Annotated in this window: 15 protein-coding genes; 12 read left to right on the forward strand and 3 right to left on the reverse strand. The window is 69.4% G+C overall.

Features of this window, described 5'->3' with window-relative positions:
- Positions 1-127: 127 nt before the first annotated feature.
- Positions 128-1,093 (reverse strand): TIGR03557 family F420-dependent LLM class oxidoreductase, encoded by a 966-nt coding sequence (locus CXY76_RS07425; protein ID WP_104163602.1) that lies wholly within the window; start codon positions 1,091-1,093, stop codon positions 128-130.
- Positions 1,094-1,568: 475 nt separating this feature from the next.
- On the opposite strand from CXY76_RS07425, the gene CXY76_RS07430 reads away from it, so the two are divergent.
- From CXY76_RS07430 to CXY76_RS07440, 3 genes are all read left to right on the forward strand, one after another.
- Positions 1,569-1,814, forward strand: coding sequence for a hypothetical protein (locus CXY76_RS07430; RefSeq protein WP_146073403.1), 246 nt, complete (start codon positions 1,569-1,571; stop codon positions 1,812-1,814).
- Positions 1,815-2,185: 371 nt separating this feature from the next.
- Positions 2,186-2,785 carry a hypothetical protein gene (locus CXY76_RS07435; protein ID WP_104163604.1) on the forward strand — a complete coding sequence of 200 codons (600 nt, stop codon included), beginning with the start codon at positions 2,186-2,188 and terminating at the stop codon, positions 2,783-2,785.
- Between the two features lie 49 nt (positions 2,786-2,834).
- Positions 2,835-3,827 carry a DUF2510 domain-containing protein gene (locus CXY76_RS07440; RefSeq protein ID WP_104163605.1) on the forward strand — a complete coding sequence of 331 codons (993 nt, stop codon included), beginning with the start codon at positions 2,835-2,837 and terminating at the stop codon, positions 3,825-3,827.
- A 163-nt stretch (positions 3,828-3,990) separates the two neighbouring features.
- Here the strand turns inward: CXY76_RS07440 and gtfA are convergent, their stop codons facing one another.
- Together gtfA and CXY76_RS07450 are read right to left on the reverse strand one after the other, a co-directional pair.
- Positions 3,991-5,484 (reverse strand): sucrose phosphorylase, encoded by a 1,494-nt coding sequence (gene gtfA, locus CXY76_RS07445; RefSeq protein WP_104163606.1) that lies wholly within the window; start codon positions 5,482-5,484, stop codon positions 3,991-3,993.
- 140 nt (positions 5,485-5,624) lie between these two features.
- Positions 5,625-6,854 carry an MFS transporter gene (locus tag CXY76_RS07450; RefSeq protein WP_104163607.1) on the reverse strand — a complete coding sequence of 410 codons (1,230 nt, stop codon included), beginning with the start codon at positions 6,852-6,854 and terminating at the stop codon, positions 5,625-5,627.
- 90 nt (positions 6,855-6,944) lie between these two features.
- On the opposite strand from CXY76_RS07450, the gene CXY76_RS07455 reads away from it, so the two are divergent.
- The 9 genes from CXY76_RS07455 (at position 6,945) to CXY76_RS07495 (ending at position 14,920) form a co-directional block, all read left to right on the forward strand.
- Positions 6,945-7,382, forward strand: a complete 438-nt coding sequence (locus CXY76_RS07455) for a helix-turn-helix domain-containing protein (protein WP_104163608.1) — start codon at positions 6,945-6,947, stop codon at positions 7,380-7,382.
- A 222-nt stretch (positions 7,383-7,604) separates the two neighbouring features.
- Positions 7,605-8,633, forward strand: coding sequence for an iron-siderophore ABC transporter substrate-binding protein (locus CXY76_RS07460; RefSeq protein WP_104163609.1), 1,029 nt, complete (start codon positions 7,605-7,607; stop codon positions 8,631-8,633).
- A 44-nt stretch (positions 8,634-8,677) separates the two neighbouring features.
- A complete protein-coding gene (locus tag CXY76_RS07465; protein WP_233199629.1) occupies positions 8,678-9,679 on the forward strand; it encodes an iron ABC transporter permease in 1,002 nt (333 codons plus the stop codon).
- Entirely contained in the window at positions 9,676-10,731 is a 1,056-nt protein-coding gene (locus CXY76_RS07470; RefSeq protein WP_104163611.1) for an iron chelate uptake ABC transporter family permease subunit, read from the forward strand. Before CXY76_RS07465 ends, CXY76_RS07470 begins: the two co-directional genes overlap by 4 nt.
- On the forward strand, positions 10,728-11,537 hold the full coding sequence (locus CXY76_RS07475) for an ABC transporter ATP-binding protein (RefSeq protein ID WP_104163612.1): 810 nt from the start codon (positions 10,728-10,730) through the stop codon (positions 11,535-11,537). Before CXY76_RS07470 ends, CXY76_RS07475 begins: the two co-directional genes overlap by 4 nt.
- Positions 11,538-12,026: 489 nt before the next feature.
- Positions 12,027-13,070, forward strand: a complete 1,044-nt coding sequence (locus tag CXY76_RS07480) for an iron-containing redox enzyme family protein (RefSeq protein WP_104163613.1) — start codon at positions 12,027-12,029, stop codon at positions 13,068-13,070.
- Positions 13,067-13,378, forward strand: coding sequence for a CDGSH iron-sulfur domain-containing protein (locus tag CXY76_RS07485; RefSeq protein ID WP_104163614.1), 312 nt, complete (start codon positions 13,067-13,069; stop codon positions 13,376-13,378). Before CXY76_RS07480 ends, CXY76_RS07485 begins: the two co-directional genes overlap by 4 nt.
- A 207-nt stretch (positions 13,379-13,585) precedes the next feature.
- Positions 13,586-13,936: a GntR family transcriptional regulator gene (locus CXY76_RS07490; protein WP_104163615.1), complete on the forward strand. Its 351-nt coding sequence runs from the start codon at positions 13,586-13,588 to the stop codon at positions 13,934-13,936.
- A 3-nt stretch (positions 13,937-13,939) separates the two neighbouring features.
- The gene (locus tag CXY76_RS07495; RefSeq protein ID WP_104163616.1) at positions 13,940-14,920 is read left to right on the forward strand and encodes a hypothetical protein; all 981 of its coding nucleotides are present in this window, start codon (positions 13,940-13,942) and stop codon (positions 14,918-14,920) included.
- The last annotated feature ends 125 nt before the right edge of the window (positions 14,921-15,045 follow it).

A 15,045-nucleotide genomic window follows, 5' to 3' on the forward strand; every position in this document is an offset into this window, starting at 1 on the left:
GCGCGAGGTATGCGGGTCAGGCGCCGCTATGCGGGTGGCGCGCCAGGCGCATAGCGGCGTGTGACCCGCGAATCGCGAACCAGTGATCGGCGGGCCGTCGGTCCTGCGGGGCACCACCGTGCTCAGGTCATCGGGGGCTCGTGGCGACCAGTCGGGGGCGTAGCTCCTTTTCGAAGAAGTCGAAGAAGCCGTCTTGGTCGGGGCCGGCGTTCATCAGGGCGATGTGGTCGAAGCCGGCATCCGTGAACTGGCCGATCACCTCGAGGTGACGCTCCACGTCGGGGCCGCAGGCGAACTGCTCGCGGATGTCGTCCTCGCGCACGGTGGCGGCCGCGGCCTCGAAGTTCACCGGGTTCGGCAGCTCCGTCATTACCTTCCAGCCTGACAGCGCCCACGCGTTGGTGCGGTGGGCCGCCCGCACGGCGATGTCTTCGGTGGGCGCCCACGCGAGCGGGGCCTCGGCGTAGAGCGGGCCGGTGCCGCCGGCATCCCGGTAGCCGGTGACCAGGTCGGCCTTGGGCTCGGTGGCGAACAGGCCGTCGCCGTGCTCGGCGGCGAGCGCCACAGACTTCGGCCCGCTCACGGCGACGGCCAGGGTGGGCACCACGTCGGGCAGGTCATAGATGCGGGCGTCTTCGAGCTTGAGGTACTTGCCGTCGTAGTTCTGGAAGCCGCCCTGCCAGAGCAGCCGGATGATGTCCAGCGCCTCGTGGAAGGTGGCGTGCCGTTCGTGGATGCCGGGAAAACCGCGGCCCACGATGTGCTCGTTGAGGCGCTCGCCCGAGCCGACGCCGAGGGTGAACCGGCCGTCGGAGAGCAGCGCGAGGGTGGCGGCGGCCTGGGCGATGATGGCCGGGTGGTACCGCACGCTCGGGCAGGTGACGCCGGTGGCGAGCTCCAGGGTGCTGGTCGTCGCGGCGATCGCGCTGAGCACGTTCCAGACGAACGGCGAGTGGCCCTGGGCCTCCACCCACGGGTGGAAGTGATCGCTCATCTCCACAAAATCGAAGCCGGCCTGCTCGGCGCGCACGGCTTGGCGAACGAGTTCCTGCGGTCCAAACGCCTCGGCGATCAGCTTGTATCCGATTTTCATCCTCACACGCTACGCAGGCGGATGCGCCGGTGCAAGCCGTTGCGGCGGGAGCGGCGAGCACAAAACCGGCACCCCAGGTGTGCGGGCGGCAGCAGCGCGCCTGCCGAGGTGACCGGTTTCTGAGTGGGCGCCGCACCATCCCCATTCGGGTGTCATTTTCGCGCCCTGACCGGGGAAAGCGCTGCTCGCAACGCTTATCACCCACTACTCTCAGGGAGTGTCCACCCCGCACCCAGCCCCGATTCCCGCCGAGCACCTACCGTTGGTGTTTCACCCGGCGCCCGGATGGCCGACGCCCACACTGGAATGGGTGACCACGCATCTGGGCTGGCAACCACCGTCGGGGTGGGTGCCGATCCCCGGATGCCCGCACTCGCCGCCCCGGTGGCAGTTCTGGAGCCGCAACGATTCGGGCTGGGCACGAATGACCCGTCCGCATTTGCGGTCCGTGCGCCGAAATGTGTTGGCGGGTAACGTGCTGATTCTGCTCGCGATCGGACTCATCGTCTCGGGCCTCGGTGGTGGCTCAGGTGCGCTGCGTCTCGGCATGGGGGCGCTGCTTCTCCTTACGGTCTGCATCAAGTTCGCACAGGCACGAGCGGAGACACGGCGGATCGAAGCGGCCTTACTCACGGCCGTTACAGACGCGGCCGCGCAGCTCAAAGTGCAGTCAGACCGTGCGCACTACGAGCGGTACCTGCGGTCGAGCGGCGCCTTCTGATGAAACCAGCGGCGATGAGTGCCACAACCGCTGCGGCTGTGCTCGATCTCGGACTCTCCGCCACCAAGGGCGAGGTGGACAAGGCCTTTAGGCAGCGGGCACGACTGTGCCACCCCGACCGCTTGATCGGAGCGTCCACCTCCCAGCTATCGGCAGCCAACGCCGAGTTCACTCGGGTGTGTGACGCCCGTGACGTGCTCCACGCCCGCCTGCGGTCGGCGCCACAACCGACGCCCCCGCCGACTGCTCCGTCGTCAACCAAGCAGCCCTCGGCGACACCGCCGAGACCGACGAGCAGCACACCCGGGCCGAACCGCAGGCCACAGCAGTCTCCGCCGCCACCGCACAACTCTCCTCCGCAGCCGAAAACGATGAGTTTCGCCGAATTCGTGGCGGCCCGCGATGCCGCAGCCTGGATGCAGGCCGACCCGGTTCACCCTCCAACCGGTCGGCCGCTGTCTGCTCGGAAGTTGGCTCGGGCCCGGCAGGCGACCGCGCGGGCGGCCCAACCCGGCAGCTGGCAGCCCTCGGCGCCGCGGTACCGGCGCGGTCGCTCGCCATTCGGGGTACTCCTTGGCGTGCTGGGCGTTGTCAGTGTGGGCGCCTATCTTGCGCTCCTGCTGAGCAACCTGCTCGCGGGCACGGGCGTTCCCACCGTTGTCGTGCCGCCGCCAGTAGCGTACGCGGCGACAGATCTGTTGGCCGGCGCATCCGTCGTGGCGGTGGACGATACCGCTACTTATCAGGGCAACTGCCAGGGCAATCTGGGTTGCTGGATCTGGTCAGTCACTGCCCGGGTCGACTGCCCGGTCGCCACCATCAATGCGGGATTTTCTGACGCCGTGGACGGTGTCAGCCTTCGCACCGCATCAACTCAGGCGGCGGTCGTGGCCGAGGTGCCGTTCCTGGTCGTGGAACATGCGGCGAGCGCAGCCGAGCAATACGCGGGAATCGTGTCGATGACGTGTTGAGGGTTCGGCACTTTGAAGCGCAGGTAAGAAAAACAATCGGGGGAATACTGTGGGCGATCAACCAGGCTATGTGACACCGGCCGGCTGGTACGTGGACCCCGGCACCGGAACACGGTTGCGCTGGTGGAGCGGCCTGGACTGGACGGAACACTTCGCGCCTATGACCGAGCACCGGCCTGAGCCGACCTCGCGGCCCGGCGGCGAGCCCTTCGACGGCAGGTCGGCTGGTGCCGACGCCAGGTCGGACTCGGGTACCGACGAGTCGGCACCACCACTGTCACGCCGGGAGCGCCGGGCGCTCGAGGAGGAGGCCGCGGGAACCCAGGCCTTGCCGCCGCCGGTGACTCGCATCGCACCGATCACCAGCTATGCCTGGGATCGCGAAGCCGACCGGTCGGAGAGCCGGCCGTCGGCGTACGTGCCCATGGCGGCGCCTGAGGAGGCGACGCTGTACCGCGACATACCGAGCCGGTGGAGCACAGCATCCGTGTGGACGATCGCGTTCATGCCATGGATCGCGGGAGTTACGGCGGCGGCGTCGCTGGTATTGGCGTGGTGGGGATCCGCCTGGTGGTTGCAGCTAGGTGCCCTGGCGCTGCCCTTCTTGCTGACACTGGCGGCCGCTCAACGGGATGTGAAGCGGCTTCGGTCCTGGCGGCACCGCACAGTGGCGCATTGGGCGTGGTCGTTGTTGGGTTCCGTCGCCTACCTGATCGCTCGCACTGTGGTGCTGCGTCGGCACGCCGGTTTGGGGTCGGCGCCGATGTGGGTGGGGTTGGCGAACTCGCTGCTGGTGTGCGGCGCGACGGTGTGGCTCGTCGGAGCGGCGGCGACCAACCTGGCGGGATTCCACGCGGCCATGGCGGATGACCTGGGCGCGGCGCTTGAGCCGAGCTATGGCGTGGTGCAGGTGGAGTGTCCAGCTGATCTGGAGGCGCTGAGTTTCGCCTGCAACGTGACGGATGCCGGCGGGGTGACGCGCTCCGTGTGGGTGGAGCTGAACGCTGCCGATGGGAGCTACACGTACTCGGTGGCCGAGTAGCGGAGGGCTAGCGACCATCACGGGCGAGCACATCACCGTCCAATTCATCAAGCACCTCAGGGAGGTATGCGGGTCAGGCGCCGCTATGCGGGTGGCGCGCCAGGCGCATAGCGGCGCCTGACCCGCACAACGCGAATCGGGCATCCGTGGGCGGCGTGCGCGCTTAGCCCTTCGGTGCCCAGGCGCCCGCCGTGAGGAAATCGTCAACCTGTCCGCTCCGGTCGCCGTCAGTCCAGACCAGCGTGGTGTCCCCCATCCGCAGGTCGACCGTCAGCGTCGCCGACCGGGGCCCGTCGGTCCACGCGAGGGTGAGACCGCCGTCCTGCGCGGACCGTGCCGCGGTGAAGGACCCGTTGAACACGTCGAAGGTGTTGCGGAACCGGGCGAGTTCGAATCCCGCCGTCACCACCGGGCGCTGCAGGTTCTCTCGCACCTCCTCCGGTGCGTAGTGATGACGGTTGATGTCCCGGCCCACCCCGGTACGTTCGAGCAGGTCAGTGTCATTGCCGCCGGCGAATGCGCCCACGTAGTACACCTGGGGAATGCCCGGGGTGAAGTACTGCACGGCGCGGGCGGCCAGCAAGCGGCGGTCGTCGCTGCCCAGGGCAGCGAAGAAGGTGGAGTTGACCTGGTACAGGTCCAGGTTCGACGCCGCGGCCCCCGTCGCGAGCCGGCTCGTGCCGCCGGTTGCGTCGTGAATCGACTCGACGAGCGCATCCAGTTGCGCGTCGTTGAGGAGGCCGGCCTCGCCGGTGTCGGGGTCGGAACCGACATCCACGATGCCGATGCCGTCGTGGGTGTCGAGCACCGTGACGGCGTTTGTCGGGCGCACCTCGAGCCAGCGCAGGAGCGGTTCGTGGTCGCCCGAATGTGCGGCGTGCAGAACCAGGGGCGGCAGCGCGAAGTCGTAGACAGAGTCCACGAGCGCCGCGATCTCCACCTGGCGCTTGTAATAGGAGTGCACCTCCACGAGTGTCTGCATGCCCCGCTCGGCGGCCTCGACCCGCAGCTCTTCGATGAAGGCGAAGGTCTCGGGCGTCATGAAACTCGTGGTTCCCGGGGTCTTCACGGCGTAGCCCACCGCGTCCATGCGGATCATTGTGACGCCGGCGGCGGCGAGGGCATCGAGGATGGAGCGCAGGTAGTCCCGGGTGAGCTCGGAGCGCACATCCACGTCGATCTGCTGCGGGGTGAACGTCGTCCAGACCAGGTGAGGTTCCGAACCGAGCGTCATCGTGGTCAGCGGCAGGCCCGGCCGGGGGCGGTACACGCTGAGGAGGTCGTGCTCCCGGGCACCGTCGGGGAAGACCGCGCCCATGGTGAGGAACATCTCAAACCAGCGCGACCGGCGCCCCGTGGCGACCACGTCGCGGAACTGCGCCGAGTCGGCGGAGACGTGGTTGACGATGACATCGACGACGACGTCGTGACTCTGGGCGAGGGTGCGCACGTTGTCCCAGGAGCCCAGGCGAGGATCGACCGCGGTGTGGTCGACGGGATCGAACCCGGCGTCCACGCCGTCGAACGGGGTGAAGAACGGCAGGATGTGCACACCGCCGAACACCCCCGTCAGCTCGGTGTCGAGCAGGTCGTGCAGGTTCGCCAGGGTGCCGCCGAGTCGATCGGCGTAGGCGATGAGTTGGACCTGGTTGCGCATGGTTGCTCCGTTGTTTCGTCGTCGTCGACGGATGCGACCGAGATGTCCTCCGGGACGGCCAACGCCGACTCGGCGATTGCCTGTTAGGCGTCGAACGCGAGCCGGGTTCGTGGGCGACAATTCCCTGTTTCGGATTCACATTAGCCCTGCTGCATCAGTGCAACCACTCCCCCTTCGCGGTGGGGCTCAATCCTCATCGGGACCACCCGGTCAACCAGCCAGATCAACAGCGCTGCCCCGGCGAACGCTGCCCCGAGCAGGGTGACCGCAGCCCATCCGCCGCCCGCATACAGCGCTGTCGTCGCGACCGCACCGAGCCCGCTGCCCACGGAGTAGTAGACCATGTAGCTGCCGATGACTCGACTGCCGGAGGCGGGCGCATCTGTCACGATGCGGTGCTGGCTGGATACCTGCACGGCCTGGACGGCGAAGTCGAGGATCACGACGCCGATGAGGAAGAGGACGAGCGAATCGGCGACCTGACCGATGAGAAGCCAGGAGCCGAGCAGGAGCACCAGGGAGAGCCCGGTGACCCGTTCGCCATGTCCGCGGTCGGCCCACCGGCCGGCGCGCGTCGCACCCAGGGCGCCCACCAGCCCACCGATGCCGAACAGGCCGATCTGGGCCGTGGACAGCTGCCAGGGGGCGTCAGCAAGCGGAAGGACCATGCCACTCCAGAGCGTTCCGAACGACGCGAACAGGAACAGCGTGATCAGCGCGCGGGTTCGGAATACCCGGCTGGTGCGAGTCCAGGTGTACACCGAGAGCACGGCGCTCCGGTAGGAGAAGGGTGTCGACGCCGGATGTTGGGTCGGCAACCGAAGCAGCGCGACGATCGCGAGAAGCAGCAGCAGCCCGGCTGACCCGGTGTAGACGGTGCGCCATCCGGCGAGGTCGGCCACGGCGCCGGAGACGGTGCGGGCCAGGACGATGCCGATCACGACCCCACCGGTGACCACGCCCAGGTTGCGGCCGCGGTCCGCGTCGCTGCTGAGCGCCGCCGTGTAGGCGACGACCACCTGCACAACCACGGAGAAGAGCCCGGTGAGTGCGAGGGCGATGAGGAGGGATGCGGCGCCGCCCGCGGACGCCGCCAACGACAGGCTCACCGCGGCGGCGCCGAGCTGCAGGGCGATGAGGGTTCGGCGGGGTAGTCGGTCGCCCAGGGGCACGAGAAGGACGAGCCCGACCAGGTAGCCGGCCTGCCCGGCGGCTACGATCCAGCCCACCTGGCTGGCATCGAAGCCCAGGTCGATTCCGATCTGGCCGAGCAGGGGCTGCGCGTAGTAGACGTTGGCCACCGCCGCCGCGCATAGGGAGGCGAGGAGCAGCCGGCGGCTCCACGGGATGCTCGGCGCTGTCTGAACCATCGTGACTCTCCTTGGATTCTGGTTGCATATTGCAACCGAACGGAGCCTAGGGGAGAATGGTTGTGAAGTGCAACCGGAAGGACGTGCCCAATGACACCTCGCACCTGGACCGATCGGCAGTGCCCGGTCGCGCGGACTCTCGATCTAGTGGGAGACCGGTGGGTTCTCCTGATCATTCGCGACGCGTTTGACGGGCTCACGCGCTTCAGCGAGTTTCAGCGCAGTCTCGGTATTGCGAAGAACATCCTCGCCGACCGGCTGCGCCTGCTGGTCGAGAACGGCATTTTGCGTCGAGTTGACACCGGGGCGGACTCGCGGGCGCACTACCGGCTCACCCCGCGCGGCGAGGACCTATTCACCGTCATCGTGGGCCTACGTCAATGGGGCGAACGGAACGCATTCGAGGCCGACGAAGAACACTCCGTGCTGATCCTCGAGCAGACTGGTGAGCCGCTACCGAACATTGATCCGGTTCGGGCGGATGGCGGGCGGATTGTCGCGCGGGACACACACGTTCAGAAGGTCTAAGTTTTCACGGCTTGGATCCGCGTCGGGACGGGATGGGGAGTTGGCTGAGAGCGGCTCGATTGCCGGGGTGGGCGACTTGCGCTCGGACACAACCGCACTGGTAAGGTAAGGCAACCCTTACGACTGCGCTTGGCCTGGACCTCTGCGCGCGGCCGACGGGTGCGGCATCACAGCTGCCGCCGGTCCGTCCCCGACCCCCGCATCACGATCACGAGGAAAACCATGCCCCGCGCATCCACTCTCATTGCCTTCTCGGCCGCCGCCGTGCTCACCCTGGGCCTGGCCGGCTGCTCCACCTCCCCCGCGGCCGACACCGCCGCGGCCGCATCCGGCGACTTCACGCCGGTCACCATCGAGCACGCCTTCGGCGAGACCGTCATCGAGGCGAAGCCCGAGCGCGTCGCCACCGTCAACTGGGCCAACCAAGAGGTGCCGCTGGCCCTCGGCGTGGTGCCGGTGGGCATGGCCGCCGCCACCTGGGGCGACGACGACGCCGACGGCCTGCTGCCCTGGGTGAAGGAGAAGCTCGACGAGCTCGGCGGGGAGACCCCGGTGCTCTTCGACGAGACCGACGGCATCGACTTCGAAGCCGTCGCCGACACCAAGCCCGACGTGATCCTCGCCGCCTACTCCGGCCTCACCCAGGAGGACTACGACACCCTCAGCGCCATCGCGCCGGTCGTGGCCTACCCGGAGACCGCCTGGGGCACCTCCTGGCGCGACATGATCTCGCAGAACGCCGCCGGCATGGGCATGGCCGCCGAGGGCGACGAGCTCATCGCCGAACTCGAGACCGAGATCGCCGCCACCGCCGCGAAGTATCCGTCGCTCGAGGGCAAGACCGCGATGTTCCTCACCCACGTGGACGAGGCCGACCTCAGCGAGGTCAGCTTCTACACCACGCACGACACCCGCACCATGTTTTTCGACGACCTCGGCATGGTGAGCGCCCCGAGCATCATCAAGGCCTCCGACGCCACCGACAAGTACTCCCTCACCGTGAGCGCCGAGCAGTCGGATGCGTTCAGCGACGTGGACATCATCGTCACCTACGGCGGCGCCGACCTGGTCGCCACCCTCGAGGGTGACCCGCTGCTCTCGCAGATCCCCGCGGTGGCCAACAAGTCCATCGTGAACCTCTCCGGCGACGGCCCCATGGGCACCGCCGCGAACCCCACCCCGCTGTCGATTTCATACATCCTTGACGACTACGCCGCCCTGCTCGCCGCGGCGGCCGACAACGCTAAGTGACCCTCCTTTCCACTGCTTCATCAGCCGCTTCGAGCGTCGCCATTGTGCGACGCCCGAAGCGGCTGCGGTCGTTGTGGTTGCTCGCCGCGCTCGGCGTGCTCACCCTGCTGATGCTGGCCTCGATCACCATCGGCTCCCGCGAGGTCGGCTGGGCCGACATTCTCGCCGCGCTCGGCGGCGGGGTTGACGGTTTCGACCAGGCCGCCGTGGCCACCCGCATCCCGCGCACCCTGCTGGCCGTGGTCGCCGGGGCCGCCCTGGGCATGTCCGGCGCGGTGATGCAGGGAGTGACCCGCAACCCGCTGGCAGACCCGGGCATCCTGGGCGTGAACACGGGCGCGGCGCTGGCCGTGGTCAGCGGCATGGCCTTCTTCGGGCTCACCTCGGCTTCGTCGATGATCTGGGTCGCGATTGTGGGCGCCGGCGTCACCGCCCTGTTCGTCTATGCGATCGGGTCACTGGGCCGCGGCGGTTCGACGCCGCTCAAGCTGGCCCTGGCGGGCGCGGCCACCTCCGCTGCGCTGGCCTCGTTCGTCACCGCGGTGGTGCTGCCGCGCAATGACATCGCCGGCGGGGTGCGGTCCTGGCAGATCGGCGGCGTCGGCGGCGCCACGATGGAGAGCATCCGCCAGGTGGCGCCGTTTCTTCTGGTGGGCTTCGTGCTCTGCTTTCTCTCTGCCCGGGCGCTGAACTCGCTGGCCCTCGGCGACGACCTCGCCGCCGGCCTGGGCGAACGGGTGGCCGTGGCCCGCGGCTCGGCCGCGCTCGGCGCCGTCGTGTTGTGTGGCGCGATCACGGCCGTGGCCGGGCCGATCGGCTTCGTGGGCCTCGTCGTGCCGCACGCCTGCCGGCTGCTGGTGGGCGTGGACCACCGCTGGCTGCTGCCGTTCTCCGCGGTGCTCGGCGCCGCCCTGCTCACCGGCGCGGACGTGCTCGGCCGCATCGTGGCCCGGCCCAGCGAGATCGACGTGGGCATCATCACCGCCCTGATCGGCGCCCCGTTCTTCATCTACATCGTGCGCCGACGCAAGGTGCGTGAACTGTGAGCGCTGCTGTTGTTGATAGGCCGCTTTCGACAGCGGATGCCGTGGCCCGTGGCCGCGTGCGCCGCGGCATCCGTCGCCGCCGGGTGATCACCGTGCTGGCGCTGCTCATCGGCGTCGGCTACCTCGTGAGCCTGATGGTGGGCCAGACCGTCTACTCCCCCGCCGAGGTGCTCGGCGTGATGCTCGGCCAGGACGTGCCCGGCGCCGGCTTCACCGTGGGCCGGTTGCGGCTGCCGCGGGCATCGTTGGCCGTGCTGGCCGGGCTGTGCTTCGGGCTGGGCGGCGTGACCTTTCAGACCATGCTGCGCAACCCCCTGGCCAGCCCCGACATCATCGGCATCAGCTCCGGCGCCAGCGCCGCCGCCGCGTTCGCGATCATCGTGCTGGGCCTGGGCTCGACCGCGGTGTCGGTGGTGGCCATCGTCTCCGGCCTGGCCGTGGCGCTGGCCGTCTACGCCTTGGCGTACAAGGGCGGCGTGGCCGGCACCCGGCTCATTCTGATCGGCATCGGCGTGGCCGCGATGCTCGACAGCATGACCGCGTACGTGCTCTCCCAGGCCGCCGAGTGGGACCTCCAGGTAGCCATGCGCTGGCTCACCGGCAGCCTGAACGGCAGCACCTGGGCGCAGACCGTGCCGGTGTTCGTGGCCCTGGTGGTGCTCGCGCCGGTGCTGCTGGGTCAGTCCCGCAACCTGTCGATGAGCCAGCTCGGTGACGACACCGCATCCGCTTTGGGGGTGCGCGTCGAACGCTCCCGGGTGATCCTGATCGTCGCCGCCGTGGGGCTCATCGCGTTCGCCACCGCCGCGGCCGGGCCGATTGCGTTCGTGGCGTTTCTGGCCGGGCCGATCGCGTCGCGCATCGTGGGGCCGGGCGTCTCGCTGCTCGTGCCGGCCGGGCTCGTGGGCGCGCTGCTCGTGCTGGTGGGCGACTTCGCCGGCCAGTACGCGTTCGGCACCCGGTTTCCGGTGGGCGTCGTCACTGGCGTGCTCGGGGCGCCGTACCTGATCTACCTCATCATCCGCACCAACCGCGCCGGAGGCTCCCTGTGACACTCATTCATACCCTCACGGTGGAGAACCTCACCCTCGGTTACGGCGACCGCACCGTGATCGACGGCCTCGACCTGGTCGTGCCGACCGGCCGGATCACCGCGATCGTGGGCGCGAACGCCTGCGGCAAGTCCACCCTGCTGCGCTCGATGTCACGGCTGCTCGTGCCGCGGGGTGGCCAGGTGCTGCTCGACGGCACGCAAGTGCACCGGATGCCCGCCAAGGAGCTGGCCCGCACGCTGGGGCTGCTCCCCCAGTCACCGATCGCGCCGGAGGGCATCACCGTGTCCGACCTGGTGGGCCGCGGCCGCAACCCGCACCAACGGATGTTCTCCCGCTGGAGCGCTGAGGACGACGAGGCCGTCGCCGCGGCGCTGGACGCCACCGACACCGCGTCGCTGGCCGACCGTTCCGTCGACGAGCTCTCGGGCGGGCAAAGGCAGCGGGTGTGGATCGCGATGGCGCTCGCGCAGCAGACCGACCTGCTGTTGCTCGACGAGCCGACGACGTTCCTCGACGTGAGCCACCAGGTGGAGGTGCTCGACCTGCTCACCGACCTCAACCGGGCCCGCGGCACCGCCATCGTGATGGTGCTGCACGACCTCAACCTCGCCGCCCGGTACGCCGACCACCTCATCGCCCTGGCCGGCGGCCGGGTGCACGCGGTGGGCGAGCCGCACGAGGTGCTCACCGAGGAGACCGTGCAGGCGGTGTTCGGTCTGTCGAGCCGGGTGCTTCTCGATCCGACCTCGGGCCGCCCGATGATGCTGCCGATCGGCCGGCACAACGTGGTTGTGCCGGCCTAGCTCTCGTCTCGGGGTCGCCCCCTCCCCCTGGTCGAGCTCGTCGAGACCCGGTACCCCGCCCTCCCGCTGGTCGAGCTCGTCGAGACCCGGGTACCCGCCCATGCGCCGGTCGAGCTCGTCGAGACCCGCGAGCCAACCTCCAGATCGCGCCATCCCGTTGGTCGAGCTCGTCGAGACCCGGTGACCCGCCCTCAGCGACGAGACCCACTGCCATCCGCCCGAGGTATGCGGGTCAGGCGCCGCTATGCGGGTAACGCGCCAAGGCCATCTCGAGTTATGCGGGTCACGCGCCGCTATGCGGGTGGCGCGCCACCGGCGCAGCGGCGCCTTGCCCGCATAACGCGAATCGGGCATCCGCGGGCCCGGGTCGGCCGACACCCTCGACGGAGCGACCTCCGGGCTCCCCTCATCCGCGCCCTGTTATGATCTCTCCCTGGCCGCGCCGCCACTCGGGCGCGCGAGCCGGTCGAACAGAGCGAGGTACGGCACGTGAGAATCCCCCAGTCCCGAGGCCCAGTGAGCGCCGCCCTGCTCGAGCTCCTCGAGACTTCCTCGACCGCGACCGAGACTGATCTCGCCGCGACACTGCGGGAGCGCACCGCCGCAGCCCTGGGCGAAACCGCCGACCTGCTGCAGGACGATGACCTGCAGACCGCCCTCTTCCTGGCCTACGAGCTGCGCTACAGCGGCCTGCGCGGCATCGACGACGCCTGGGAGTGGCACCCCGAGGTGCTCGCGCTGTGTGCCAGCATCGAACTCGAGTTTGAGAAGGCCTTGCGCGAGCGCGCCCCGATGCCCGAGCTGCCCGCGCCAGGCGTGGAGAGCGTCGCCGCCGCCCTGTTCGAGCTCACCGGTGCGGACACCGGGCCGAGCGTGTCGCGGTACATGGCGAAGAAGGCCACTGACGAGCAGGCGCACGAGTTCCTCATCCTGCGTTCGATCTACCAGCTCAAGGAGGCCGACCCGCACAGCTGGGCGATCCCGCGCCTGCGCAGCCGGGCGAAGGCCGCACTGGTGGAGATCCAGGCCGACGAGTATGGCGGCGGCCGGTTCGACCGCATGCACTCCGAGCTGTTCGCCCGCACGATGCGCGGCGTGGGCCTGGACGCCACCAACGGTCACTACGTCGACGCGGTGCCGGCGATCACGTTGGCCTCCAGCAACATGATGACGATGTTCGGCGCCCACCGCCGGCTGCGTGGCGCCATCGCCGGGCATCTCGCCGCGTTCGAGATGACGTCGTCCCAGCCCAACCGGCTCTACGGCAACGGTTTTCGGCGACTCGGCTACAACGCCGACGTCACCTTCTACTTCGACGAACACGTCGAAGCGGATGCTGTGCACGAGCAGATCGCGGCCCGCGACCTGGCCGGTTCCCTCGCCACCGACGAACCCGAGCTGCTCCAGGACGTGTTCTTCGGGGCCGCGGCCGGGCTCTACGTGGACGGCCTCGCCGGCGCCCAGCAGCTCGACGCCTGGACCGCCGGCACGTCGGCGCTGCGCGCAGTGGACACCGCGAGCCTGCCGGCATGACCGAGCCGGACAACCAGCCCGCCAATCAGCCCGCCAAACGGTTTGACGACCAGTGGGACGACCATCCCGCGGCCGGTGCGGACGAGCCCGTGAGCATCACCGCGTACCCGAATGGTCCGCTGCTGGTGCGCGGCACGTTCGAGATCCTCACGCCGACGGGCGAGGTGATTCCGCCGCGGCGGAAGACCGTGGCGCTGTGCCGCTGCGGGGTGTCGACGCTCAAGCCGTTCTGCGACGGCAGCCACAAGGCGATCGGGTTCAGGACCGAACCGGAACCGCCTGCCCCGCAGCCGCCACTGCCCGCCTGATCGGCCGCTCGTCGGTTGTGAGTCGTCGGTCGAGCTTGTCGAGACCTCGCGACGGGGTCTCGACAAGCTCGACCAACGGGATGGATGCGATCCAGAGGCCGTCTCACCGGGTCTCGGCAGGCTCGACCAGCGAGAGGAAACATCTACGCGCAAGGCTTTCCATCGCACCTCTCGACACAACGACATTGTTCTACTAACATTGCGAACATGTTGTTTCGTGTGGACCCGGCCTCGACGGTCTCGCTTGCCGAGCAGCTCGCCGTACAGGTGCGCGCCGGCGTCGCCGACGGCACCCTCGCGCCGGGCACCCGGCTGCCGCCGGCCCGGGAGCTGGCCAACGCTCTCGACATCAACATGCACACCGTGCTGCGCGCCTACGCGCAGCTGCGGGACGACGGGATCCTCGAGATGCGCCAGGGCCGCGGTGCGTCGGTGCGAGCGGATGCGGGCGCCGGCACCGTGCGCCTCGTCGAACTCGCCGACGCCCTGCTCGCCGAGGCGCGCAAACTGGGGGTCGGCCTGCCCGAAGTCCTCACCCTGATCCAGACGAGAGGCTGAGCCATGCCCACCCAGACCACCCCCGAGGCCACACCCACGCTCACGCCGCACGCCACCGGGCGGGAACGGTTCGCCGCCGCCACGCTCTGGCTGCCAGTCGTCACCATCTCCCTGACGGCCACGCTCTGGTACGACCGGCTGCCGGCCGTGCTGCCCAAGCAGTGGAACGGTGCGGAGATCACCTCGACCGCCGGCACCGAGGTCATGATCGGCATCACGGGCGCCATCGCGCTCCTCGCCGCCCTGGCGGGGCTGGTCGCTCTCTCCGACGCCGCGGCCGACATCCGTCGTGGCCTGGTGCTCGCGGCCGGCTGCGCCGCCGGGCTGGCCGCCGGCGTCTGGTTGGTGGTCGCCGGCCTGGTCATCGCCACCGGCTCACCCGAACCGGAGGCAGGCGCATGGCCGCTGCTCGCGGTGCTGGCCCTGGGCTACGGACTGATCCCCTTCGCCCTGTCACCGCGCCGCCCGCACCGCCGCGAGATCGCGGCAACGGCAGGCCCGGCGACGGTGCCGCTGGGCGCGACCGAGTCCGGCGCCTGGTTCACCACTGTGACCGTGCCGATGTTCCTCTGGCTGGCCGGCGGGCTGGCCCTCGGCGCTGTCGCGCTGGCGGTCTTCAGCGTTCTCGAGGACGGCGCCGGCGCGGGCGGAGTCCTCACTCTCCTGCTGGTGGCGGGCATCTGCCTCACCTTCGCCCGGCTGCGGGTCAGCGTGGATCGTCGGGGGCTGCGGGTCGTCTCGAGCCTGTTGCGGCTGCCGATCAAGCAGATCGCCCTCGACCAGGTCGCCTCGGCGCGGGCCGAGACCATCCGCCCGCTCGAGTGGGGCGGCTGGGGCTACCGGATCCTGCCCGGCCGCTCAGCCGTGGTGCTCACCAGCGGACCCGGCATCGTCGTCGAACGACACAACGGCACCCTGTTCGCCGTGACCATGCCCGACCCCGAGCTGCCGGCCGCGCTGTTGACCACCCTCGCGGCGCGCTGACCACGTCTGCATTCTCAATTGCGGACTTCCCGCCTTCGCAGCGCGGCAAAGTCATACGGTCGTAGCAACGCTCTGATCTAAGGAGCGTTTCATGGGCAAGTTGTTTCCCCCGAATGCCCGTACTG

This window comes from Cryobacterium sp. N22 (assembly GCF_002929555.1).
In the GTDB taxonomy this organism is placed as follows: Bacteria; Actinomycetota; Actinomycetes; order Actinomycetales; family Microbacteriaceae; genus Cryobacterium.